Here is a 24,279-nt window from a genome sequence, read left to right as displayed (position 1 = left end):
ACGACACGCCCGGCAGGCTACTGCCTTTGAAGCCAATGTTGAGCCGTTCCGGCCGCTGCGCGGCAATAATAATTTTAACCATATGGAGATGTTATGAACGCTGTAATGACAACCGGCCGTCGCCTTGGCGGGCGCGCGGTTTTCCCTCTGATGCTGCTGACCACCATGCTGTTTGCCACCGCGTCCCAGGCGCAGGCCGAATCCGAACTGCTGCGCAAGCCGGTCGGTAAAGGCGCCTATGAAATGGCGTACAGCCAAAGCGCAAACGCGCTGTATCTGGCGACCTCGCAAAGCCGTAAACTGGACAAAGGCGGCGTGGTGTATCGCCTGGATCCGACCACGCTGGACGTAACCCAGATTATTCACAACGATATCAAGCCGTTCGGCGCCGCAATCAATAACAAAACCAACACGTTGTTCTTCGGCAACACCGTCAACAGCTCCGTCACCGCCATCGACGCCGCCAGCGGCGAGGTGAAAGGCCGGCTGGTGCTGGATGCGCGCAAACGCGCCGAAGGCGTGAAACCGCTGGCGCCGCGCGAACTGGTGGCGGATGAAAGCACCGATACCGTCTATATCACCGGTCTGGGCGAGTCCAGCGTGGTCTGGGTGGTAAACGGCAAGGATATGACCCTGCGCACCACCATTACCGACACCGGCAAATTCGGCACCGGCCTGGCGCTGGACGCCGCCGCCAAGCGCCTGTACGTCACCAACAGCGAAGGCGAACTGGTCACCATCGACACCGCTGCCAACAAGGTGCTGACGCGCAAGAAGCTGGATGAATCCAAAGAGCACTTCTTCCTGAATATCAGCCTGGATACGGCGAATCACCGCGCCTTTATCACCGACTCCAAACAGCCGCAGCTGCTGGTGGTGGATACCCGCAACGGCGATATTCTGCAGAAAATCGACGTGCCGGAGTCGCTGGCCGTGCTGTTTAACCCGGCGCGCAACGAAGTGTACGTCACCCACCGTAAGGCCGGCGCCGTCAGCGTGATTGACGCCAAAACCTACCAGGTGCGGGAAACCCTGAAAACGCCGACCCACCCGAACAGCCTGGCGCTGTCGCCGGACGGCAAGACGCTGTACGTCAGCGTGAAACAGGCTGCCAGCCGCGAGAAAGAGGCTACCGCTCCTGACGATGTTATTCGCGTCAGCCTGAAATAACCCTGCGTCCCCAGAGCGCAGGGGGATCCCTGCGCAGATGGCCTCATAGGCATTGCCGTAAACGTGCAGTATTCCTCTGCTACTGACGTGAACGGCAATTCCTTTTACACTATCGCCCTATAAACCCTCGCGTATTCACCGCCACATAAACTCCCCCTTCCCCCGTTATTTACGCCATTTTTATCTCCCCCTGCGCAATCGTTACGGCGTTTTTACAGACGGTTTTACGCGTGCCGGATAACATCATCATGTCGCCGCTATGGCCTGTTGAGAGCACTCCTCATGCATTTATCTCTGCACGTTATCACCGCCTTTTCCCGGCGCGTCCCGCAATGCACCGGGGGCCGCCATGTACGCTAATATCATCGATTTTCATCCGCTGTTAACCGCGCCGGAACCGGCGCGGCAAGCGCCGTTCGCCGCCGAGGTCGAGAACTATCTGCACAATTATCCCGACACCGAGTTCGTCGATATCTATCTGCACGATCTGAACGCCCAAATCCGCGGCAAACGCATCGCCGTCTCGGAACTGTTCGCCCTGGGGCAGGGCTGCTATTTCCCGCAGTCGGTGTATGCAATGGATCTCAACGGCCAGGTGGTGGAGTACAGCGGTCTGGGCCAGCAGGCCGGCGAACCCGACAGGCTGTGCCTGCCGGTGTGCGGCACGCTACGCCCCTGCGCCAAAGACCCGCAGCATAGCGCGCAGCTGCTGCTGACCATGCAAGAAACGGACGGCGCGCCCTGCCTGCTGGAGCCGCGCGTGGTGCTGGCGCAGCTGCTTGAGCGGCTGCACCGCCTCGGCTATTACCCGGTGATCGCCGCCGAGCTGGAGTTTTATCTCCATGCACCGCAACAGCGCCCCGGGCAGCAAGAGGCGCTGTTATCGCAGAACTTTGCCGTTGATGCGCCGGCGTGCCACGGTGCGCTGCTGGAGGATATCGCCCGCCACGCCAGGCTGCAGGCACTGCCGCTGACCGGCGTGGTGGCCGAAGCGGCAGCCGGCCAGTATGAGCTGAACCTGCGCCACAGCGCCGAGGTGCTGACCAGCTGCGACCAGCTGCTGGCGCTGAAGCGGCTGGTGCGTCAGGTGGCGCAGCAGCACCGGCAGCATGCCTGCTTTATGGCCAAGCCGGACGCGCAGACGGCCGGCAGCGGTCTGCACTTCCACATCAGCCTGCAGGATGCGCAGGGCCGCAACCGCCTGAGCATGAAGGACGATGCCCCCGGCGACGCCATGCGCCAGGTGCTCGCCGGCATGCTGGCGCTGATGCCGGCTTCCATGGCGCTGCTGGCGCCCAACGTCAACGCGTTCCGCCGCTTCCGCCCCGAGATGCATGTGCCGCTGCGCGCCTCGTGGGGCTACAACAACCGCACCGTGGCGCTGCGCCTGCCCTGCGCCGATCGGGCCAACCAGCGTATCGAGTACCGGCTGGCCGGCGCCGACGCCAACCCCTATCTGGCCGTCGCCGCCATCCTCGCCGGCATGCTGTTCGGGCTGGAGCAGAACCTGCCGCTGCCGCCGTCCAGCTGCGGCAACGGCTATGACGATCCGCAGGCAACGCCGCTGCCGCTCGGCCAGCCGCAGGCGCTGGCGCTGTTTCAACGCTGTGCGGCGCTGCGACGCCTGCTCGGCCCGGCATTCTGCGACCTGTGGCACAGCTGTAAAAGCGCGGAGCTGGCGCAGTTTGAGCAGTTGATTACCGACGCCGAACGCGCCTGGCCGCTGTAATCCCGATTGATGACGAATAACCAAGGAGCCCTTTGATGTCTCGTCTGGTTCTGCTCTCCAATAAACACTGTGACGCCAATGATATTATCGCCGCCGTTCAGGACTACGCGCTGAATACCCTGACCGATGAAAGCCAGGGGCTGTGGCTGGGTTGGGACAGCAATGTGGAAAACTTCGCCGACGCCGCCGACCGGCCGGTACAGGTGCAGCACAGCAACGGTTATGAACTGGTGACCTTTCCCTTTTCCACCCGCGAGTTTCACTACCACTATCAGGGCTACTACCACGACGGGCTGTGGCCGGTGTTCCACAACCGCCCCGAGCTGGCCCATTTCACGCCGGAAAACTACCAGGCCTACCGGCAGGTCAACCGGCAGATCGCCGCCATCGCCAGCGAATACATCTGCCCGAGCGATTTGATCTGCATTGATGATTATCAACTGCTGCCCTGCGGCGCGGCGCTGAAGGAACAGGGGCTGCTTAACCCGTGCGGTTTCTTTTTCGCGCTGCCGTTTCCCGCCGCGCCGCTGCTGAAGAACATTCCTCAGCACCGCGAGCTGGTTGAGTCGCTGCTCTATTACGATCTGATCGGTTTTCGCAGCCTCGGCGACGCCAATAATTTCCACAACTATCTGGCGAACGCCTACCAGGTCGAGCCGCTGCCCGACAATCAGTATCAGGTCGACGGCCATATCTTCAGCACCGCCATCTTTCCCGACGCGCAGCACGCCAGCCGGCTGTGCTGACGCCCCCGCCCGCCGCGCGCCCTGCGCGGTGGAACCGCTCAGCCGACGATTTCAACCGCTCGGCGGGCTATCGCACCGCTCGGCCAATTTCATCTGCCATCGCTTTACGCCGCGCGCGATGATGAGCTGTTCCTAAACCTGCCCCTTATTACCGGGGAAGACGTACCTGACCACATCCGCACCCTAAAAATCTATAAGCGGATGCTTTTACACATTTTTTGCAGACTGGAATAAGGAATATCTCATGAAACAAACGGGGATTTTCAAACATCTCCCATGGATGCTGCTGGGGGTACTCGGCGCGTCCTGTCTCGGCGTGGTGGCGCTGCGGCGCGGCGAACACATCAGCGCACTGTGGATCATCGTCGCCTCGATCGCGGTGTATCTGGTGGCCTACCGTTACTACAGCCTGTATATCGCCACCAAGGTGATGAAGCTGGACGCCGGCCGCGCCACCCCGGCGGTGGTGAATAACGACGGCCTGAACTATGTGCCGACCAACAGAAACGTGCTGTTCGGCCACCACTTCGCCGCCATTGCCGGCGCCGGCCCGCTGGTTGGCCCGGTGCTGGCGGCGCAGGTCGGCTACCTGCCGGGCACGCTGTGGCTGCTCGGCGGCGTGGTGCTGGCGGGGGCGGTGCAGGACTTTATGGTGCTGTTTATCTCCTCACGCCGTAACGGCGCGTCGCTCGGCGAGATCATCAAGAAGGAGATGGGCCCGGTGCCGGGCACCATCGCGCTGTTCGGCTGCTTCCTGATTATGATCATCATTCTGGCGGTGCTGGCGCTGATCGTGGTGAAAGCGCTGGCGGAAAGCCCGTGGGGCGTGTTCACCGTCTGCTCCACCGTGCCGATCGCGCTGTTTATGGGGATCTATATGCGCTTCCTGCGCCCCGGCCGCGTCGGCGAGGTGTCGGTGATCGGCATCGTGCTGCTGCTGGCGTCCATCTGGTTCGGCGGCGTGATCGCCCACGATCCGTACTGGGGCCCGGCGCTGACCTTTAAAGACACCACCATCACTTACACGCTGATCGGCTACGCGTTTATCTCCGCCCTGCTGCCGGTGTGGCTGATTCTGGCGCCGCGCGACTACCTGGCGACCTTCCTGAAAATCGGCGTGATCGTCGGGCTGGCGATCGGCATCGTGATCCTGAACCCGGATCTGAAAATGCCGGCGGTCACCCAGTTTGTCGACGGCACCGGCCCGGTGTGGAAAGGCTCGCTGTTCCCATTCCTGTTTATCACCATCGCCTGCGGCGCGGTCTCCGGCTTCCACGCGCTGATCGCCTCCGGCACCACGCCGAAGCTGCTGGCCTGTGAAACCGACGCGCGTTTCATCGGCTACGGCGCGATGCTGATGGAATCCTTCGTGGCGATCATGGCGCTGGTGGCGGCATCGATTATCGAACCGGGCCTGTACTTCGCCATGAATACCCCGCCGGCGGCGCTGGGCATTACCATGCCGAACCTGCACGAACTGGGGGGCGATAACGCGCCGCTGATTATGGCGCAGCTGAAGGATGTGACGGTGCACGCCGCCGCCACCGTCAGTTCATGGGGCTTTGTCATCAGCCCGGAGCAGATCCTGCAAACCGCGAAAGACATCGGCGAACCGTCGGTGCTGAACCGCGCCGGCGGCGCACCGACGCTGGCGGTGGGCATCGCCCACGTGTTCCACAAGATCATGCCGGCGGCGGATATGGGCTTCTGGTATCACTTCGGCATTTTGTTTGAGGCGCTGTTTATCCTGACCGCGCTGGACGCCGGCACCCGCTCCGGCCGCTTTATGCTGCAGGATCTGCTGGGCAACTTCGTGCCGTTCCTGAAAAAAACCGACTCGCTGGTGGCCGGCATTATCGGCACCGCCGGCTGCGTCGGCCTGTGGGGCTACCTGCTGTATCAGGGGGTGGTCGACCCGCTCGGCGGCGTGAAAAGCCTGTGGCCGCTGTTCGGCATCTCCAACCAGATGCTGGCCGCGGTGGCGCTGGTGCTCGGCACCGTGGTGCTGATCAAGATGAAGCGCACCCGCTACATCTGGGTGACGGTGCTGCCGGCGGTGTGGCTGCTGATCTGCACCACCTATGCGCTGGGGCTGAAGCTGCTGAGCGATAACCCGCAGTTGGAAGGCTTCTTCTATCTCGCCAACGAGTACAAACAGAAAATTGCCGCCGGCGGCGACCTGAGCCCGCAGCAGATCGCCAATATGCAGCATATCGTGGTGAACAACTACACCAACGCCGGCCTGAGCATTCTGTTCCTGCTGGTGGTGTACGCCATTATCTTCTACGGGATAAAAACCGCGCTGGCGGCGCGCAAAAACCCGCAGCGCAGCGACCAGGAAGCCCCTTACGTGCCGGTGCCGGAACAGACGGCGTCCAACTCTGAGGGCGAGGTCAAAGTTTCACCCCAGCATTAACGGCAATTTGCCTGCATAATAGAGTGAGTCACGGGCGCTGCGTGCGGCGCCCGTTAACCACGTTTTCCGGGAGTACACCTATGTTCGGCAATCTTGGTCAGGCGGGAAAATATCTGGGACAGGCGGCGCGGATGCTGGTCGGCGTACCGGACTACGACACCTACGTCCAGCATATGCAGGACAACCACCCGGATAAGCCGGTGATGAGCTATAAAGAATTCTTCCGCGAGCGCCAGCAAGCGCGCTACGGCGGCGACGGTAAAGGCGGCATGCGCTGCTGCTAGGCCCCGAGCATTAAGGATCCGCAATGAAACCCATCGCAGTCACCATTCTGACCGGCTTTTTGGGCGCCGGTAAAACCACCCTGTTACGCCATATCCTGCATGCCGACCACGGCTATCGCATCGCGGTGATTGAAAACGAATTCGGCGAAGTGCCGATCGACCACGCGCTGATCGGCGATCGCGCCAGCCGCATCACCACGCTGAGCAACGGCTGCATCTGCTGCAGCCGCGCCAATGAACTGGAGGACGCGCTGCTCGACCTGCTGGACGGCATTGACCGCGGCGAGCTGACCTTCGACCGGCTGATTATCGAATGCACCGGCATGGCGGACCCCGGCCCGATCGCCCAGACCTTCTTCACCCACCCGGCGATCTGCGAACGTTTTCTGCTGGACGGCATCATCACGCTGGTGGATGCGGTGCATGCCGAACAGCAGCTGGATAAATACAGCATCGCACAGTCGCAGGTGGGCTATGCCGACCGTATTCTGCTGAGCAAAACCGACGTCGCCGGCGACAGCGAGGCGCTGATCCGGCGCCTGCAGCGTATCAACGCCCGCGCCCCGGTGCACAAGGCGCTGCACGGCGATATCGATCTCAAGGTGCTGTTTGATATTGAGGGCTTCGTGCTTAATGACAGGCTGAACCTGAGCACGCCGGTGTTCCGCCGCATCGCGGAGCCGCAGAACAGCATTCACTCGATCGTGCTCTACCACCAGCCGCCGCTGGAGCTGGCGCAGATCTCCACGGTGATGGAGGAACTGCTGCTGCAGTTTGCCGACAATCTGCTGCGCTACAAAGGCATTTTGTCGATCAAAGACGAGCCGCGCCGCCTGCTGTTTCAGGGCGTGCAGCGGCTGTACAACGCCGACTGGGACCGCGACTGGCAGCCGGATGAGCCGCGCCAGAGCACACTGGTGTTTATCGGCATCGACCTGCCGGAAGCGGAGATCCGCGCACGCTTTGCCGCCCTGAGCTGAGCAATAAAACCGCCGTCGCCGCAAACAGGCTTTGACGAATCCTCGATCTGAGTACTTTAATCATGGAGTGGCGCGCTGACGCGCCGCCCTTATTTTGCAGCCGTGTGCCGATGCGCACCGGCAGTCATCACTCAGAGGATCATCACCTGTATGCCATTAAAACGAACAACCCTGGGCCTGTTGCTGGCGGGCGCCGGCCTGCTGTCGGCCAATAACGCGCTGGCCGCCTCTGATACGCTGATTTACTGCACCGTGGCCTCGCCGGAATCATTCAACCCGCAGCTGTCCACCTCCGGGCCGACCTTTATCGCCACCTCGCAGATGCTGTACAACCGCCTGGTGACGCTGCGCGGCAGTGACAAAACGCCTGCCCCCTCGCTGGCCACCGACTGGACCATCAGCCCGGACGGCAAGACCTACACCTTCACCCTGCGCAAAGGGGTGAAGTTCAACCGCAATAAATTCTTTACCCCCAGCCGCGACTTTAACGCCGAAGACGTGGTGTTTACGGTAATGCGCCAGAAAGACCCCAACCACCCATACCACAAGGTGTCCGGCGGTAACTACGAGTACTTCACCGATCTGGGGCTGGATAAGCTGATCGCCAAGGTCGAGGCGCTGGACGACTATCACGTGCGCTTTACTCTGACCCAGCCCAACGCGGCGTTCCTCGCCGACTGGACGATGGACTTCGCCTCGATCCTGTCGGCGGAATACGCTGATGCGATGATGAAGAAAGGCACGCCGGAGAATGTCGACAACTGGCCGATCGGCACCGGCCCTTACGCGCTGCAGCAGTACAAACAGGACTCGCTGATCCGCTACATCGCCAACCCGCACTACTGGCAGGGCGAGGTAGCCAGCAAGCACCTGATTTTCTCCATCACCCCGGACGCGCAAACCCGGCTGTCGAAGCTGAAAACCAACGAATGCCAGATTATCCCGGCGCCGCTGCCCGAGCAGTTCGACGCGATTAAACGCGACAAGAACCTGCAGCTGCACAGCATCGACGGGCTGAACGTCGGCTATCTGGCGTTCAACACCGCCAAAAAGCCGTTTGATAACCTGCTGGTGCGCCAGGCGCTGAGCTATGCGGTGGATAAAAAAGCCATCGTCGCTGCGGTATTTAAAGAGAGCGGCTCACCGGCCAGTTCGCTGCTGCCGCCGGGCATGCTGGGCTACAACGATAAGCTACCGGGCTATGAATACAACCCGCAAAAAGCGCGCGAACTGCTGAAGCAGGCCGGGCTGGAGAAAGGTTTCACCACCGATATCTGGTCAATGCCGGTCGCCCGCCCCTATAACCCCAACTCGCGCCGCATCGCCGAGATGATTCAGAGCGACTGGGCGCAGGTGGGCGTCAAAGCCAAAATCGTCACCTGGGAATGGGGCCAGTATCTGGCCGGGCTGCGCAAGGGCGAGCAGCACAGCGCGCTGTACGGCTGGGTATCGGATAACGGCGACCCGGACAACTTCGCCACCCTGCTGGGCTGCGACGGCGTGCAGAGCGGCGCCAACGTCGCCCGCTGGTGCGACAAGTCGTATGACTCGCTGATCAAGCAGGCCATTGCGGTCAACACCCCGGCAGAGCGCGGCAAGCTCTACCAGCAGGCGCAGGAAGTGTTTGCCAAACAGGCGCCATGGCTGCCGCTGGCGAACGGCAAGGTGTTTTACGCCACCCGCAACAACCTCAGCGGCTACGTGGTGGACGTCAACGGCAGTGATTTCTCCAAAGCGAAGCTGAATTAATCGCACCGTTCAGGGCGAGGCGCTCCCTCGCCCTGTTTGCCGTTCGCCGAACAAACGCGCCACGCCAGCCCCAGCGCACACAGGCTGCCGAGCGTCAGCACCACGCCCGGCCGCTGCGCCAGCCCGGCCAGCGTCAGCCCCGCCCCCAGCATCAGGTAGTACATCAGGCCGAGAAGCGCACCGGCAGTCCCCATACATGCCTTATAGTTGCGCAGCGCGCGCGCCAGAATATTGGGAATGGCGATACCGTACGCCATCACCACCAGCAGCATCGGCAGCGCGAACCCGCGCGTCTCTTCCAGCAGCCACACCAGCACGCCGCCGCCCAGCGATAGCGCGCACGCCAGCGTCAGCAGCGCGCCAAAACGCCAGCCGGCGGTAAGCAGCCGCTTGTTGATCGCCGCACCGATGCCCACCCCAGCCGCCAGCAGCAGACCGCTGTAGCCGAACCACGGCGCGGGGATCCCCAGCGCCGCAAAGCGGAACGGCGCCAGCTGGTAGTAACTGAACATACAGATATTAAACAGCGCCACCAGCAGCGCGCTGCGCCAGATGTCGGCGTCTTGCACCATGCGCCCCAGCGTGGCGCAGAAGGCCGGCGGCGCCAGCCGTTGCGGCCGGGTTTCCGGCAGCCGCCAGGCGGCATAGGCCAGCAGCAGCGCCGCCAGCAGCGCCAGGCCAACGAACACCCCCTGATAACCCCAGTAATGGCTCAACAGCGAACCGCTCAACACGCCGAGCGCCGGGCTGAGCGCCATTGCGATCCCCATCAGCGAAAATACCCGCGCCAGTTGCTCGCCGTCGAAACGATCGCGGATGGCGGTCTGGGTACCAACCGACCCGACCGCCGCGCCAAAAGCCGCCACTATCCGCGCCGCCAGCAGCATACTGAAACTGCCGCTGCACAGCGCCGCCAGCGAAGCCAACAGGTATAACGCCAGCCCAGCCAGCAGGGTGGGCCGACGCCCGATCAGGTCGCACAGGCGCCCCCACACCACCACCCCGAATGCAAAAGCGAAGAAATAACACGACAGGGTTTGCGCTGCGATTTCCGCGCTCACCTGAAACCCGGTGGCGATGTGCGTCAGCGCCGGGCTGTAAATCGTCTCCGCCAGTTGGGGGAACATCATCATCACGGTTGCCAGTGTCAACGTCAGTTTGCGTTGCATCGCCTCTATCCCTTCCCTCAAAACAGGGGGACAAACTAGCATCTTCGCACCGGCGGCCATTACAATATAAAAGACAAAAAATTGATAAAATCGGACAAGATGATGACATGGCTCAGCGCCCAGGATCATTTCGATCCCGACGAGCTCGATAATAGCGTACTGGGCATTGCCGCCGAGCTGGCACGGCACGATTCCGGCCCACACCAACACGCCATGGGACAATTGCTGTTCAGCCAACAGGGCTGCATGCGCATTACGCTGAATAACAGCATCTGTATGCTACCGCCGGCGCGCATTGCCTGGATCCCGCCGCGGGTGGTGCACCGCGTACAGGTCAGCGGCGTCGTCGGCTACCGTTCGGTATACCTCGACACTGCGCCTTATCCCGGCCTGCCGGAAGGACTGACGGTGCTGACGGCCACGCCGCTGCTGCGCGCGGCGCTGGAGCGCATCGCCCTCGCCGCTTTCGACACCGACTGGCGACATGGCCCCACCGCCAATATTCTGGCGGTCTGTCTGGATGAGATCGCGCAGGCGCCGCGGGAACTGACGCTGCTGCCGCTGCCCGCCGACCGGCGTCTGCGCCATCTGGCCGGCCTGGAAACCCTGCCGCCGCTGCACGAACTGGCGCGTTACAGCGGCGCCTCGGAAAAGACCATCAGCCGCATTTTCCGGCGGGAGACCGGGCTGAGTTACCAGCAGTGGCGGCAGCAATGGCGGCTGATTACCGCGATCGAACTGCTGGCCGCAGGACATCGCCAGTGCGACGTCGCCGCCCGGCTGGCCTTCACCAGCGACAGCGCCTTTGCCACCTTCTTCAGGAATATGACCGGCAGCCCGCCGCGCGCCTATATGGCCATGCGGGAATCGTGAATATCCCGGCACGCGACTGCCAAAATTTATCTTGGCTATATCAATTAATAACCAAAACTAAAATAAAAAATAATAAAAATAAATTACCTATATATTTATTAATAATAAAAATCATTTCGCACACCAGAATAAACTCCCTCCCCCCTCAATTAAACAACAGAAAAATCCTGTTTATTTACCGCTCAGTTACACCCTCAGTGTCCGCTGATACAATATTCATGCCTAAGTCGAACAGGCAAAATAAATCAAAAATCAATTTCATTAAAATATATCAATCAATTTATTTTGATTGTATATGGATATCTAGCGCCCAATTAAGGAAAGGAATACTTTAAATGAACAGAAAAGAAAAAAACCAGCTGATCGCCAAACTCTCTCCCATTTGTTTTCTGAGCCTGCTCTCCTGGGGCGCGGTCGCCCACGCGGCCATCACCCCGTCGGCACCGATGAACGGTGGCCCTTCCGTCAGCGCCGGCGCCAACGGCAGTACCGTTATCGACATCAATACCGCAGGCAAAGGCGGCGTTTCCCACAACATCTACTCGGAATTCGACGTAGACCGGGGCGGCGTAGTGCTCAATAACAGCGCCACCGGCTCAACCTCGCACCTGGCCGGCAATATCGCCGGTAACGCCAATCTGGCCGGCGGTTCCGCATCCATTATCCTGAACGAAGTCAACTCCACCCGCGCCAGCCAGCTGAACGGCCTGATCGAAGTCGCCGGCGACAAAGCGCAGGTGATTGTCGCCAACCCATCGGGCATCAGCTGCAGCGGCTGCGGCTTTATCAACGCCGATCGCGCAACCCTGACCACCGGTAAAGCACAGGTCGCCAACGGCACGCTGCTGGGCTATACCGTGGAGAAAGGCAGCGTCATCATCAACGGCGACGGCCTGAATACCGGCGATGCCGACTACACCGATATTATCGCGCGCGCCGTACAGATTAACGCCAATATCGTCGCCAAAGATCTGAAGATCACCGCCGGCCGCAACAACGTCAATGCGGACAACACGCAGATTAACGAACTGACGGCGGGCGGCAGCAGGCCGTCAATCGCCATCGACGTCGCCAAGTTAGGCGGGATGTACGCCAATAAAATCACCCTGGTCAGCACCGATTACGGCGTCGGGGTGCGTAACGCCGGCACCATCGGCGCCATGGCAAGCGACGTCAATATCACCACCGACGGCGTGCTGGAAAATAAAGGCACCATCTCCGCACACCACGACGTCAATATTGACACGACGCAGGGGCGCAACCGCAACGGCGGTTATTACTATGCGCACGGTCGTACATTAAACAACACCGCGAACGGCGTGATCAGCGCCGGCAAAAATATCAACATCGATCTGGCCAAAAGCAAACTGAGCAACAGCGGCGGCGAACTGCTGGCAGACGGTGATATCAATATCGTCAGTGGTGATATCGACAACAGATACGGCAATATACACAGTCAGGGTGCCGTCAATATGCGCAATGCCCCTTACCATTACGGCTTCAGCAGAACGTTAAACAACGCCGGCGGCGTCATCCACGGCTTCAACGGCGTGGCTATTTCCTCGCGCGGTCTGAACAATACCGAAGGGCTTATCAAGAGTGATATGGGCGGCGTTGATATTCACACCGCCGGTTACACGCTGACCAATACCCGCGGCACCATCGAATCCTGTTGTGAACTGAATCTGGATGTCGGTACGCTGACGAATAACGCCGGCTTAATTCAATCCACCGAGAACGTCACCATTAACACCAACCGGCGTTCGCTAACCAACCAGTCCGGCGTGATTCGCGGCGGTAACGACGTGTCGATCAGCAGCCTCGGCGTCAATAACCATGCCGGGCGCATCATGGCCGACAACCACCTGAACATCAACGCCAACGGCAGCAGTATTACCAACACCAACAATGCCAGAAACACCGACGAAGCAGGGCTGTTCAGCGGCAAGGGCGGCATGACGCTGGTCGCCAGCTCCATCAACAACAACAACGGGAAAGTGGTCTCCAACGGCAATATCATCACCCATACCTCATCCTCGCTGAGCAACGCCAACGGCCTGATCGAAAGCAATGGCAGCGTCCTGGTGACCACCTCAAGCCTCAATAACAACAACGGCACGATCAACGCGGCTGAAGACGTGGTGATTGACGCCCGCTCCGTCAGCAACACCAAAGGCACGATCAACGCCGGCGGTGAGGCAACGCTGACGCTGGCCGTCGGCTATAGCCACCAAGGCACGCTGAGCGCACAAGAAGACATCCGTATTAACGCCGAGAAAGGCGCCGTTTATAACTACGGCACTCTGGCGTCCGCCAACGGTAAAACCATCATTAACAGCCGCAGCTTCGCCAACCAGAGAAACGCGCTGGTAGACAGCCCGGCCGGCGTTGAACTGATGCTGGGCAAGCCTGGTTCCTTCACCAACAACGGTACCGTTAACGGCACCATCACCATCAACAAGCAGTAACCCTGCCAACGCAGGCGGCCTCTTCGGGGGCCGTCTCAGGAGCGTCATCAACCAACACTGCCGCTATTTTTCCCGGCTACAGCCCGATAAACGGCTAACGGATGCCAAAAAGCACGATAAGGATATTAACCAACATGCGCGTTCACTTTTCCGCTTCCCTGCTATTGGTATTTTTTATTCCCCTCGTTCAAGGCGCAGAAAGCGGGCGGTTGATTGAACAACAGGCCAGCCACCAGCAAGAACAAGAAAGGGCGCGCTACAGCCAGCTGGAAACGCAGGGGAAAGATGTCCGCGCGGCCGACAGCGGCGCAGAAAAAAGCGCGAAAATAACGTTTCCCCGCGAAGCCAACTGTTTCGCTGTGTCGCAGGTTATTCTCAATAAAGACGACAAGATTCCGCACTGGCTGCCGCTGCGCAAACTAACCGCTCAGGCTGAAGGACAATGCCTCGGCATCCAGGGGGTCCGTACGCTGGCCAACGCCATCCAGAACAAATTAATCCGCCACGGCTACATCACCACCCGCGTGGTGGTGCCCCGGCAAGATCTCAACGCCGGCGTGCTGACGCTGACCATTTTACCCGGCGTGATTGGCAACATTTCCTTCAGCGAAAACAGCGATAAATACGCCAACCTGTACACCACCTTCCCCGGCCATCAAGGCGATATTCTGGATTTGCGCGCGATTGAACAGGGGCTGGAGAATATCCAGCGCATTCCCGGCGCCGACGCCAACGTGATCCTCCGCCCCGGGGACCGCGCAGGGGAAACCGATATTGAGATCGCACGCAGCCAACCTTCATTCTGGCGGATTGGCGGCTGGTTCGACGACGCCGGCAGCCGCTATACCGGACGCTATCAGGGCGGCCTGGCGCTCTATCTGGATAACCCGACCTCACTGAACGATCTGTTCTATGTCTCCTTTGGCCGCGATCTGGCGTGGCAGAAATGGCGCAACTCCAAAAACAGCTCGCTGTACTACTCGGTGCCCTACGGCTTTTGGTCACTGGATATGTACGCCAGCCACAGTGAATATCTTCAGCGGCTCAACGGCACCTGGGCCGACCTGCAGTACCAGGGCAAAAGCCGCAATCTGAGCCTGAAGGTCAACCGCCTGCTGTACCGCAACGCCAGCCAGAAAACGACGGCCAGCATCCAGCTGTTAAAAAATGACGCCAGTTATTTTATCAATGACATCAGGCTGACTATCCGGGAGCGCAAGGTCACCAAAGCGATCGTCAGGCTGAATCACCGCCACTATATCGGCCGTTCCATCGTCGACGCGATGGTCAGCTACCAGCGTAATACCTCCTGGTTCGGCGCCAAACCGCAGGCCGCCGCCAGCCCGCACAGCCGCGCCGTCAATCTGGATATCAGCGCCTCAGTCCCGTTTATTTTGCTCGGGCAGTCAATGAGCTACCAACCGCGCTATCAGCAGCAGCACAGCCGCGATCGCCTGGCGACGCAGGATCAGTTCAGCATCGGCAACCGCTGGACGGTGCGTGGTTTTGACGGCGAGTATAATCTTTCCGCAAATCGGGGCTACGTGCTGCGCAACGACCTGAACCTGAACTTGCCCAACTATAACCAGCAGCTATATATGGGGCTGGATTACGGCCGGGTGAGCGGTGGCAACAACGATTTTTCCCGCGGGAATCTGGCGGGCGGCGTGCTCGGCCTCAGGGGAAGGATCGGCCGGATCGGCTACGACGCCTTTGTCGGCGCGCCGCTTGCCAAACCCAAAGGATTCGACACCAGCCCGGTCAACCTCGGCTTCACCCTGCAGTGGCAGTTCTAAAGCGCGGTTATGCCGCCGGCGTATCCACGCCGGCGGCCGTTTGGCGTTACAGCAGCCCCAGATCGCGGGCGGTGCGGTCCACCGCGCGTTTGGTTTTCTCCAGCAGTTCATCAATCTCGCCGTGGGTCGCCACCAGCGCCGGCGGCTGGCTTTCTCTTCGGCAAACTGCAGCGCCGGCGCCCTGAATTTCCCCCACTCTGGGGCGTCTGGCACGATGCAAAATACATTGCCGACCATATCGCTACCCAGCGCAGTTACCTGAGCTACAAAGACGCCGGCCAGCGCCGCTGACGGCATGCGCCGGCTTGCGCTGCTGACGGCATGCGCCGGCTTGCGCTGCACGGCTTCGCATACCGCCTTCGCTGAGGGCGGTTTTTCTACTCCCGGTACTGCAATCAGAAACAAGTGAAATCTCACTCCTTCCTGACATCGGTCTATTTCCCGTAATAACTCATGTTGAATAACACTAGCTCAGCTCCTATGCCGTTTGTCTTTTCCTGTGCCCACGGATAGGGAATAATCTGAAAATAAAGGATAATTTTTAAGATTTTTTCCATTATTCATACGCTAATTTATTTTAATTTTTATAAGATAAGATGTCACGGCAGTAGTAGGGGTAATGATGTTAAGTGGCTAATTTATAGTGCTTTATTTTTCATGTTAAAACTGTTTGTATTCTTTCCCTTGACACAAAAAAACTGTAAATACAAAAAAACCACCCTTATAGCAAAGATCCGGGCCCAGCGATAATATCAATCAATGAACTATAGTTAATAAAACATAAACGGTTGGGTTTTAATAATGATTATATCTTTGCAGTACCTTCGGGCCATTGCCTGTTTCCTTGTTATTCTTTTACATATTACAAAAAAAATGCTCCTAAACGGTGATATTCCATATCATATATACATGGGGGCATCTGGGGTGGATCTTTTTTTTGTAATTTCTGGTTTTATTATCATCTATATTTCAGATAAAAACACCGAAGTTATTTCATTTCTTAAAAGTAGATTAATCAGGATATATCCCACATATCTTATACTGTTAACCCCATATTTGGCAATTTTTATGCTATATCCAGAGTTAGTTAACTCTCATGCCAGTCAGACGCCATCTATATTTAAGTCTATCAGTCTCTTGCCACTTCCGGTTAATGGAGGGCTGGTTAATATTGTTGCATGGTCATTAACCTTTGAGTTTTATTTCTATTTTATGTTCGCCATAGGCCTGTTCCTCAAGCGAGATCTATTCTGGACCTCATCGGCTTTAATATTACTGCTACTGACCATTGGCCAAATATTTAACATCCCATTTATAAAGTCAGCAATAGTTCTAGAGTTCATTATGGGAATGGCCATCTATAAATTCCTTTATAAACCAGAAAGAATGCCAGGAAAAGCACTATCATTACTGCTTATTGCTCTAGGCGCTGGGCTTTTGTGCACAATTCCAGGATACGAGATAGACGGCACAGGCTTCGACAGAGTGCTCTTGTGGGGCCTCCCTGCAGCCATTATTTTTATTGGCACGGTTGCACTGGAACGTCAGTTCCGCAAAGTGGATTTCTTAGTGCTGCTGGGCAACTCCTCTTACGCTGCATACTTAACCCATATTCTATCAATCAATGCTGTGTATGTGGTTGCCAATAAGATGTTGCACCTTCCTCCTGTAGTAACAATATCTGGTGCCGTTATCTTGTCCTTAATCGTCGGTATCATTTCGCATAAGATGATTGAGCTGCCAACCATCAACTTTTTCAAGAAAAGAAAAAGTCAGTTGAAGAACGGTACGCAACCCCTTTCTTAACCCCTTCCTCCCCCTTTACATCTCTAAAGGGGGAGTTTCCCTGACGTGCTGCTATCCTCCTGAAAACCAAGCCTGCAATACAGCAGGGCTTCTAGCTCCAGACTGAATGCTTGAGCGTTTTGTCTCTGACAGGTTTATAGAACTCACTCCTGCGGGGCGTATCTTCCCTGCTAGGTTCGGCGCATACTGGTACAGGTTCAGCCCGCCCTGCAACCCTATCGGATCCTGGGTGGTGAAGCGCCCCACTTCCGGCTCGTAGTAGCGGAACAGATTATAGTGCAGCCCGCTCTCGTTATCCTGGTATTGCCCGGCATAGCGCAGCGGTTGTTCATAAACTACACCCCGGCGCTGCATGATGCCCGCCGCCGTCTGCCCCTGCAGTTTGCCGAAGGTGTCGTAATTGCCCGACCAGCACAGCTGCCCCCCCGGCGTCCGTCACCTCCAGCGGCGTCCACGGGCTGTCCGGCTCGTAGCTCCAGCTTCGGCGCGTGCCTGATCCTGACGACGGAGCAGACAACAGATGGCTAAAACAAAAAGCCGGAAGAATCGGGAAGATCCTTCCGGCTTTTATTATTCGTAGACCTTTGCAGCCATTAAAATATCTGCAAGAACTTTCCAGTTCGTATCCTTTGGTAACGGCTGGTTAGTATTTTCATAATACCCATCCATATCTTCTATCCATGAAGCTATAGCTTCAAGATAAGAGCTGAGATCTTTATTTTCCCATTCATCTGGGTTGTCTTTAAGATCTTTCGCCAGAGCCAATACAAGTTTAACAAGTCCATCTTTACTGCTAACTGGTAATAAATCATCCAACATTTCAACCACCTATAACTTTCTTAATACCATCACCCATTTTAAGAATGATACTTTTCCCTTCAGTTTTTGTGGTCATCTTCCACATTTGACCGGCAATTTCCTTCTCCGTAGCCCACTGAACCGGTACTTCTTTCAGCCCTGACAGCTTGAATGCGGCAAGTCTCCGGTGGTCCAGAGTCCATAATTTTCCACTCGAGTCTTGCCAGATCTTAATTGCCGGTAAATCAGTAGGCTTAAGAGTACCGTTTTTAAGAGCCGCTGCGTTACTAAGAACGGTATACTCGCCCGTTTGATTCTTGATTGAACTTTGCATGAAATGGATGTCGTCAGGATTCTTTGTAAAGCTCCCACACTTACTCAACCCCAGCGGATCCACCCACCCATACGGATTAGGTGCATACTGATACAGGTTCAGCCCACCCTGCAGCCCTATCGGGTCCTGGGTAGTAAAGCGACCTACCTCCGGCTCATAGTAGCGGAACAAATTATAGTGTAGCCCGCTCTCGCTATCCTGGTACTGCCCGGCGTAGCGCAGCGGCTGCTCATAGGCTGCTCCCCGGCGCTGCATGATGCCCGCCGCCGTCTGTCCCTTCAGCCTGCCGAAGGTGTCGTAATCCCCCGACCAGCGCAGCCCGCCCTCGCCGTCCGTCACCTCCAGCGGCGCGCCGTTCTGCTCGCTGTGCAGCCAGAAGATATCCGCCTGCCGGCTCTCCCCCGCCTGCTCGATGGCCGCCAGCGGCGTCCACGGGCTGTCCGGCTCGTAGCTCCAGCTGCGGCGCGTGCCATCGTCCCGCTGCTCCTGCAACAGCCGGTAGCCCTGCCACAGGAAACGCGTGCTCTGCGCCGCCTTGCCCTTGTAGTCCACCTGCTTGCGCGTGCGCCTGCCCAGCGCATCGTAGTGATACTGCGCCCGGAACTCGCCCTGCGGGCCACGGCCGTGCGCCGCCGTCAGCCGGTTGTCCGCATCGTAGACATAGTGCTGCTCGTACAGCCCGTTGCGCCGGCTTATCAGGTTGCCCCAGGCGTCGTAACGGTAGAACAGCTGCTGCCAGTGCGTCAGCCGGTTGTCTCCCAGCGGCGCCGGCGGCAACTGCTCCTCCAGCGTGCGGCTGGCGCTCTGCGCGCCCAGCAGGTTATCCGCCATGTCGTACTGCAGACGGTGGCCCGGCTTGCCCTGCTGCGCCTCGCGGTGCTGCAGCAGGCGTCCTTCCGCATCGTAGCCGTAGCGGATTTCTCCGCGCAGCGCGTCGTCGACGCCGGCTATCTCGCCGCGGCCGCTGTAGTGGTACACCCGCCACAGTACGCCGTCTTCCGGTTTCGTCAGCTGCCCGTGGCTGAAACCGCTGCTCTGCCAGCTACGGCGGCCCAGCGCGTCGTACTGCCGCCGCTGGTGCAGCGCCCCCTGCGTACGTCCGGTCTCCCGGTGCAGCCGGTCGCGGCTGAACTCGCTCACCAGCTGCTGATTGAACTTGATGGCGCTGGCGTGGCCGGAGCCGTAATAGAGCCACTGCAACCGGTCGCCCTGCGGCAGCGTCAGCGCCAGCAGGTTGCCCAGCGCGTCCCACTGATACTGCAGTTCGCCGTTAACGCCCTGCTCGCTCAGCAGGTTACCGGCGTTGTCGTAACGCAGCCGGATACTGTCCGGCTCGATGCCCAGCGCCGCGCCGGCGGCGGTCGGCGTGCGCGTCAGCGTCGTCAGCCGCCCGCCGGCGTCATAGCCGTAGCGCCATTCGGCGCTGTCGGTGGTACGCGCCGTCAGCTGGCCCGCCTCATCGAAGCGGAAGTGCTGCCGGCGCTCCGCCTGTGTGCCGTCGGCGGCCTGCGCGCCGGTCTCCAGCAGCATCGTCGGCAGCCCGTCGGCGCCGTAATGGTAGTAACGCCGCAGCCCGTCCGGCCGCTGCTCCACCTGCAGGCGGCCCGCCGCGTCGTAGCTGAACTGGTAGTCGGCGTCGTTGCCGTTCTCCAGCCGCGTCAGCCAGCCGCGCGGCCCGTAGTGGTAGCGCCGCGTGCGGCTGATGCGGTCGGTGATGCTGACCGGCTGGCCCAGCGGGTTGTACTGCCAGCGCGTCTCGCTGCCGAGCGGGTCCCGGTGTGCGGCCAGCTGGCCCTGCGCGTTCCAGCCAAACTGCTCTTCGCTGCCGTCCGGGTGGAGCAGCTGTTGCAGCCGGCCGGCGGCGTCCCAGCGGTAGCGGGTCAGCAGCCCTTCCGCATCGGTGCGGTGCGTCAGCTGGCCCAGCGCGTCATAGCTGTAGGCGGTGACGCTGCCGGAACAGTCGGTATGGCGCGTCAGCTGCCCCTGCGCGTTCCAGGTCAGCCGCACCTCACCGCCCAGCGCGTCGGTGATGCAGTCCGGCAGGCTCTCTTCATCGTCGGGATAGTGGTAGCGCGTGACATGGCCCTGCGCGTCCGTCTGTTTGCCGAGCCGCCCCTGCGCATCCCAGTGCTGAAACGCCTGGCTGCCGTCGGGATAGGTGACCGAGAACAGACGGCCGCTGTTGCGGGAATACTGATAGGTGGTGGTGCGGCCCAGCGGGTCGGTCTCGCTCAGCATGCGGCCGTACGCGTCCCACTCGCTCTGGCGCTGCGCGCCGCCCGGCAGCACCACGCTGCACAGTTCGCCGCGCGCGTCGTAGATAAGCCCGTAGCGGCGGCCGTCATAGTCGGTGAACTGCGCGACGTTGTCGTCATCGTCCAGCTGCCACAGCGCCTGTTTGCCGTCGTCACGCACCGCCCGGCGCGTCCCGCTGGCAACATCGTAATGGATATCCAGCTGCTCGCCGGCGCTGTTGCGGTAGGCGACCACCCGCGGCAGGCCGTCAATCTCCTGCCAGCGGTATTCGTTCAGCAGGCCGTTCTGGTCCTGATGGCTGACCATCAGCCCGTCCTGCCAGCCAAAGCGCCGCGTCATCTCACCAGCACGGTTGCGGACGGTGACCAATTGCCCGTCGTCGTCGTACTCGTAGCTCGCCAGCACCTGTGTGTCCTGGCCGTTTTGCCACGCTACCGCCGCCAGCCGCACCGCGCCGCCGGCCGTCGTCAGGTAGCGGCAGGCCAGACGCAGCCCGGCACTGTCCACCAGCTCGCTCAGCTGCCCCGCGTCGTTGTAGAACAGCGAGGTGGCGTTGCCGACCGCATCGGTCATCATGCTCAGCCGGCTCGGCTGCTGCGCCTCCAGACGCGGATAGTGCCACGCCTGTTCACTGACGTCGAACACCTGCCAGCTGCCGTCGGCGTTGTGCATCAGCCAGCATTTTTCCGCTTCGCAGTAGGTCTTGTGGCCGCGCGGCACCCTCGGGAAGGCGACGTAGTCGCCGGACGGCGCGCGCCACACCAGCCCTTCCTGCCAGGTCTGCAGGCTGCTCTCCCAGAACAGACTCCAGCCGCGCCCCAGTGCGCCTTCAGCCGGGTTGCCGCTGCGCCAGTAGCGCTGCCACGCCACCGGCAGGCGCGACGGCAGCACAAAGTCCAGCTCGTCGTCGCCGTCGAGAAATTTCTGGCCGCTGACCACGTCCAGCGGCCGGGCGATAATGCCCGTCGCCGCGGTGGCGGTCATCAGCGCGCCGGCGCGGCAGGCGACGCGGCCCAGTTTGTTGATGCCCGGCGCCTTGCTGAGCATGCGTCCGAGCGCCCCCAGCTTGCTGGCCGCACCGCCGACGCCGCCTATCAGGCCGGCAAACAGCAGCGTCAGGTCGGAGATTTTATACAGCCAGTCGGGCACTTCCGGCTTGATGGGCAGCGTGGTGACGGTGCCGCCGCCGATGCGCACATCGGGCGAGCCGGCCATCACCTGCGCGTCGCAGTTGGTCTTGTCGCCGCTGCGCACCGCCGGATAACCGTTGATAAACACCTTGTCCGAGCCCTGCGCCATCTGCATGCTCGGGCCGTCGTCCTCGCAGGCGACGCGGCTGACGGTGGCGATGGCCGCCGGTTTGCCGTTGATGAACACGTTGCCAGATCCGGTCAGTATCGTGCCCCTGGGCGACAAACTGCCGGCGCCGGCGGCGGCAATGCCGTCGCGCGCCTGGGTCGCCAGCTCGCCGGAGAGGTAGCCCACCGCCAGGCTGGCGCCAATCAGCAGCACGCCGACGCCCACGCAGGAGGCCGCCAGCCCGGCGACAAACAGGGCGCCCGCCGCCACCGCCCCGGCGGCGGCAATCAGGCCGCCGATAAGCGTGCCGCCAATCATCCCTGCCAGCGCGTGGGAATGGCCGATGCTGTCCCCGACGCGCGCTGCTTCACCCATGTTCCTGCTCCTTTTACGCCCGTGAGGCGGCATCCGCCGCCGGCTGATAACTCGCCAATACCTGTTGCAGCAACGCCTCGTCCTGCGCCGTCAGCTTGCGCGGCTGCGCCAGCGTGAACACCAATACCTGCCCCTGCGGCAGGGCAAACACCGCCTGACGCTGCCAGATGCGCTTGCCGTCACGCATATAGCTGGCATGCACGCACTCGCCGCTCAGGACGCCATTACCCAGCGTCGCCGGTTCACGGCTTTTCTGCACCCAGCCTTTCAGGCCGTCGGCCAGCGTCGCCAGCTGGCGCGTCACATAGTCCGCCAGCGTCTCGTCCGCCAGCAGTTCATCGCGGGAAATATTTAAAGAGGGGGAGATGTCATCCCCGGCCAACAGCACGTTAACGCTGCGATCGCGGTAGCCTTCAGGCAGCTTGACGCTGCCTTCGGTAAAGGCGCAACGGGAGAAATCAGGCATTACGCAAGGTCCTTTTACTCAACAGGAGGCAAAGAATGACATAAGCCGCCGCAGATGGAAATATTGGTTAGGCTTTCTGATTGTTTGTGTAAGAAACAACCGAGATAAATGACGTTGGTGTATATAGAGAACATGCCAGTATCAAGAATTATTCTTATAAATAACGATAAATTATCCGAAGATAAATTTTCATCATCAGCTGCCGGGATCAGGTCAGTTAAAGATGAGAGTCAACGGCAAGTTTGATAATTAAAACGCCTGAGAATACTTCACCAGATAAAACAGATTGAGCAAATGTAGGACAAGAATGCCAATTCGGGATTGGTCAACACAATGGAATAAAAGCGAGAAGGCAACAACAATAGCAGGACACGGGGGTTTCCATGTCCTACTCACCCTTTTTGCCACCAAGCCTCAGGAGAGGTATCTTCACGGCTTCCCATTTTCAACAGGCAGATTATCAAGCCGCCGCTGCCCGTTTTGCTCGATGATCTTAAACCTGGCGACAAAAGCCCGTGCATAGCGATCCTGCAGCTGCCGGCGCGGCTCTTCAGGCACAAAGTTCAGCCTCATGCTATAAAGACGGCCGGCCTGAAAGCGGTAGTCATGCGGAGTAACGCAGAGTCCCTGTGCCAATGCCCGCCCGCCCACCTCCAGCAGCTTGTCTTCCGCACCATCCGTGATGAGCAGCGTATCCTGCAGCTCGCCATCTTTTTGCGGCGGATAAATACAAACGTCTTGATTGGCGCGCAGTGAAGCCTCTATCGGTAAGTCAGGCACATAACGCCGGTCCAGCCGGTCGCCGAAACAACCACTGAGTAAACTGATGCCGGCGATCGTCAATATTAATCTATAACTCATTTCTTTTACCCTTACTTATAAGGAAAGCCAGCCAACACTTTTTTATATTTTTCTTTCACTATTTTGGCATCAACATAATCTTTACCCGAGTAAGTAACCTCTTTCCCTCGCGAGTTTCTCCAGCGAGCATACCCCATTGCTGAAAAAACATAATAGTCTGCAATAATCTGCGCCTGCTGCTCCATAGGGTAATGCTTTAACATCCGGTTTCCGTCCAGCTCATAGGAATAGCGCGCCAACCAGCTATATAACCCTCTGACCTTAACCCACATCCCCTTCTGAAACTGCCAGACATGAGCCATTTCATGGATAAACAGATGGTTATAACGATAATCCTTCTTGGAAAAATCATCGGCATACCAGTCCCTGAAGTACAACTCACCGTTAGGTGCCATTGCTGCATTGCGATGCTGCAGACCAAACGGAAGGTAACTATCATGATGTACCCACACTTTGCTGTAAACAATTGAGCCGCCAAATACGCTTCTGGCCAATCCAATTTCCCCTGGCGTCAGTAGTCTCAGACTTCCTTCTTTCTTCATCTTTACGACTTTCCTTATCGTTATTTTCAATGATTAATGATGGAGTCATAAACATGATGAAAAATATCAAACAATATTTTTTATTATCATATGACTCCACATTTCATAATATTAGCAACTACTATTTACTCGCATCCCTGATACTACCGCATTCAGGAATGA

18 protein-coding genes and 1 pseudogene are annotated in these 24,279 nt (G+C 59.0%); 11 read left to right on the top strand and 8 right to left on the bottom strand.

The annotated features are described in order from the left end of the window. Positions 1-93 precede the first annotated feature (93 nt). From CLM71_RS02645 to CLM71_RS02615, 7 genes are all read left to right on the top strand, one after another. The gene (locus CLM71_RS02645; RefSeq protein WP_105229625.1) at positions 94-1,170 is read left to right on the top strand and encodes a YncE family protein; all 1,077 of its coding nucleotides are present in this window, start codon (positions 94-96) and stop codon (positions 1,168-1,170) included. Positions 1,171-1,519: 349 nt separating this feature from the next. Continuing rightward, a complete protein-coding gene (locus CLM71_RS02640) occupies positions 1,520-2,899 on the top strand; it encodes a glutamine synthetase family protein (RefSeq protein ID WP_105229624.1) in 1,380 nt (459 codons plus the stop codon). A 35-nt stretch (positions 2,900-2,934) separates the two neighbouring features. Further along, complete coding sequence (locus CLM71_RS02635) at positions 2,935-3,645, top strand: trehalose-6-phosphate synthase (protein ID WP_105229623.1); 711 nt, start codon at positions 2,935-2,937, stop codon at positions 3,643-3,645. 244 nt (positions 3,646-3,889) lie between these two features. Next, entirely contained in the window at positions 3,890-6,061 is a 2,172-nt protein-coding gene (locus tag CLM71_RS02630; protein WP_105229622.1) for a carbon starvation CstA family protein, read from the top strand. An 80-nt stretch (positions 6,062-6,141) separates the two neighbouring features. Continuing rightward, positions 6,142-6,345 carry a YbdD/YjiX family protein gene (locus CLM71_RS02625; protein ID WP_015670749.1) on the top strand — a complete coding sequence of 68 codons (204 nt, stop codon included), beginning with the start codon at positions 6,142-6,144 and terminating at the stop codon, positions 6,343-6,345. A 23-nt stretch (positions 6,346-6,368) separates the two neighbouring features. After that, a complete protein-coding gene (gene yjiA / locus CLM71_RS02620; protein ID WP_105229621.1) occupies positions 6,369-7,325 on the top strand; it encodes a GTPase in 957 nt (318 codons plus the stop codon). 150 nt (positions 7,326-7,475) lie between these two features. Then, positions 7,476-9,074 (top strand): ABC transporter substrate-binding protein, encoded by a 1,599-nt coding sequence (locus CLM71_RS02615; RefSeq protein WP_105229620.1) that lies wholly within the window; start codon positions 7,476-7,478, stop codon positions 9,072-9,074. Here the strand turns inward: CLM71_RS02615 and CLM71_RS02610 are convergent. Beyond that, positions 9,071-10,243: an MFS transporter gene (locus CLM71_RS02610; RefSeq protein WP_105229619.1), complete on the bottom strand. Its 1,173-nt coding sequence runs from the start codon at positions 10,241-10,243 to the stop codon at positions 9,071-9,073. The two genes, CLM71_RS02615 and CLM71_RS02610, sit on opposite strands and share 4 nt — an antisense overlap. Before the next feature lie 102 nt (positions 10,244-10,345). Between CLM71_RS02610 and CLM71_RS02605 the strand changes: the two genes are divergently transcribed. From CLM71_RS02605 to CLM71_RS02595, 3 genes are all read left to right on the top strand, one after another. Further along, the gene (locus CLM71_RS02605; RefSeq protein ID WP_105233200.1) at positions 10,346-11,116 is read left to right on the top strand and encodes a helix-turn-helix domain-containing protein; all 771 of its coding nucleotides are present in this window, start codon (positions 10,346-10,348) and stop codon (positions 11,114-11,116) included. 335 nt (positions 11,117-11,451) lie between these two features. Further along, positions 11,452-13,584 (top strand): filamentous hemagglutinin N-terminal domain-containing protein, encoded by a 2,133-nt coding sequence (locus tag CLM71_RS02600; RefSeq protein ID WP_105229618.1) that lies wholly within the window; start codon positions 11,452-11,454, stop codon positions 13,582-13,584. A 209-nt stretch (positions 13,585-13,793) separates the two neighbouring features. Then, on the top strand, positions 13,794-15,380 hold the full coding sequence (locus tag CLM71_RS02595; protein ID WP_158684778.1) for a ShlB/FhaC/HecB family hemolysin secretion/activation protein: 1,587 nt from the start codon (positions 13,794-13,796) through the stop codon (positions 15,378-15,380). A gap of 46 nt (positions 15,381-15,426) precedes the next feature. Here CLM71_RS02595 and CLM71_RS24085 read toward each other — a convergent pair whose 3' ends face one another. After that, entirely contained in the window at positions 15,427-15,600 is a 174-nt protein-coding gene (locus CLM71_RS24085) for a hypothetical protein (RefSeq protein ID WP_199776395.1), read from the bottom strand. 581 nt (positions 15,601-16,181) lie between these two features. Between CLM71_RS24085 and CLM71_RS02585 the strand changes: the two genes are divergently transcribed. After that, positions 16,182-17,186 carry an acyltransferase gene (locus CLM71_RS02585; protein WP_105229615.1) on the top strand — a complete coding sequence of 335 codons (1,005 nt, stop codon included), beginning with the start codon at positions 16,182-16,184 and terminating at the stop codon, positions 17,184-17,186. 141 nt (positions 17,187-17,327) lie between these two features. On the opposite strand, the pseudogene CLM71_RS24405 reads toward CLM71_RS02585, so the two are convergent. From CLM71_RS24405 to CLM71_RS02555, 6 genes and pseudogenes are all read right to left on the bottom strand, one after another. Beyond that, positions 17,328-17,682: pseudogene (locus CLM71_RS24405) on the bottom strand (RHS repeat-associated core domain-containing protein); the annotation flags it as partial. 74 nt (positions 17,683-17,756) lie between these two features. Then, positions 17,757-18,005: a hypothetical protein gene (locus CLM71_RS02575; RefSeq protein WP_105229614.1), complete on the bottom strand. Its 249-nt coding sequence runs from the start codon at positions 18,003-18,005 to the stop codon at positions 17,757-17,759. 1 nt (position 18,006) lies between these two features. Continuing rightward, positions 18,007-22,248 (bottom strand): RHS repeat-associated core domain-containing protein, encoded by a 4,242-nt coding sequence (locus CLM71_RS02570; protein ID WP_105229613.1) that lies wholly within the window; start codon positions 22,246-22,248, stop codon positions 18,007-18,009. A gap of 13 nt (positions 22,249-22,261) precedes the next feature. Next, entirely contained in the window at positions 22,262-22,714 is a 453-nt protein-coding gene (locus CLM71_RS02565; protein WP_105229612.1) for a DcrB-related protein, read from the bottom strand. Positions 22,715-23,143: 429 nt separating this feature from the next. After that, a complete protein-coding gene (locus tag CLM71_RS02560; RefSeq protein ID WP_234008609.1) occupies positions 23,144-23,557 on the bottom strand; it encodes a putative T6SS immunity periplasmic lipoprotein in 414 nt (137 codons plus the stop codon). 29 nt (positions 23,558-23,586) lie between these two features. Beyond that, a complete protein-coding gene (locus tag CLM71_RS02555; protein WP_105229610.1) occupies positions 23,587-24,117 on the bottom strand; it encodes a type IV secretion protein Rhs in 531 nt (176 codons plus the stop codon). Between the last annotated feature and the right edge of the window lie 162 nt (positions 24,118-24,279).

It is taken from the genome of Serratia sp. MYb239 (assembly GCF_002966855.1).
Classification (GTDB): domain Bacteria; phylum Pseudomonadota; class Gammaproteobacteria; order Enterobacterales; family Enterobacteriaceae; genus Serratia_B; species Serratia_B rhizosphaerae.
The sequence above is the reverse complement of the archived record's forward strand: the minus strand, read 5'-3'. Positions and strand labels throughout refer to the sequence as shown.

What these genes read in the sequence shown, in the direction of transcription:
- yjiA (WP_105229621.1), top strand. Translation starts at nt 6,369, where the DNA reads ATGAAACCCATCGCAGTCACCATTCTGACCGGCTTTTTGGGCGCCGGT.
- CLM71_RS02570 (WP_105229613.1), bottom strand. Translation starts at nt 22,248, where the DNA reads ATGGGTGAAGCAGCGCGCGTCGGGGACAGCATCGGCCATTCCCACGCG.
- CLM71_RS02640 (WP_105229624.1), top strand. Translation starts at nt 1,520, where the DNA reads ATGTACGCTAATATCATCGATTTTCATCCGCTGTTAACCGCGCCGGAA.
- CLM71_RS02555 (WP_105229610.1), bottom strand. Translation starts at nt 24,117, where the DNA reads ATGAAGAAAGAAGGAAGTCTGAGACTACTGACGCCAGGGGAAATTGGA.
- CLM71_RS02615 (WP_105229620.1), top strand. Translation starts at nt 7,476, where the DNA reads ATGCCATTAAAACGAACAACCCTGGGCCTGTTGCTGGCGGGCGCCGGC.
- CLM71_RS02630 (WP_105229622.1), top strand. Translation starts at nt 3,890, where the DNA reads ATGAAACAAACGGGGATTTTCAAACATCTCCCATGGATGCTGCTGGGG.
- CLM71_RS02645 (WP_105229625.1), top strand. Translation starts at nt 94, where the DNA reads ATGAACGCTGTAATGACAACCGGCCGTCGCCTTGGCGGGCGCGCGGTT.
- CLM71_RS02585 (WP_105229615.1), top strand. Translation starts at nt 16,182, where the DNA reads ATGATTATATCTTTGCAGTACCTTCGGGCCATTGCCTGTTTCCTTGTT.
- CLM71_RS02575 (WP_105229614.1), bottom strand. Translation starts at nt 18,005, where the DNA reads ATGTTGGATGATTTATTACCAGTTAGCAGTAAAGATGGACTTGTTAAA.
- CLM71_RS02610 (WP_105229619.1), bottom strand. Translation starts at nt 10,243, where the DNA reads ATGCAACGCAAACTGACGTTGACACTGGCAACCGTGATGATGATGTTC.
- CLM71_RS02565 (WP_105229612.1), bottom strand. Translation starts at nt 22,714, where the DNA reads ATGCCTGATTTCTCCCGTTGCGCCTTTACCGAAGGCAGCGTCAAGCTG.
- CLM71_RS02625 (WP_015670749.1), top strand. Translation starts at nt 6,142, where the DNA reads ATGTTCGGCAATCTTGGTCAGGCGGGAAAATATCTGGGACAGGCGGCG.
- CLM71_RS02635 (WP_105229623.1), top strand. Translation starts at nt 2,935, where the DNA reads ATGTCTCGTCTGGTTCTGCTCTCCAATAAACACTGTGACGCCAATGAT.
- CLM71_RS02600 (WP_105229618.1), top strand. Translation starts at nt 11,452, where the DNA reads ATGAACAGAAAAGAAAAAAACCAGCTGATCGCCAAACTCTCTCCCATT.
- CLM71_RS02605 (WP_105233200.1), top strand. Translation starts at nt 10,346, where the DNA reads ATGACATGGCTCAGCGCCCAGGATCATTTCGATCCCGACGAGCTCGAT.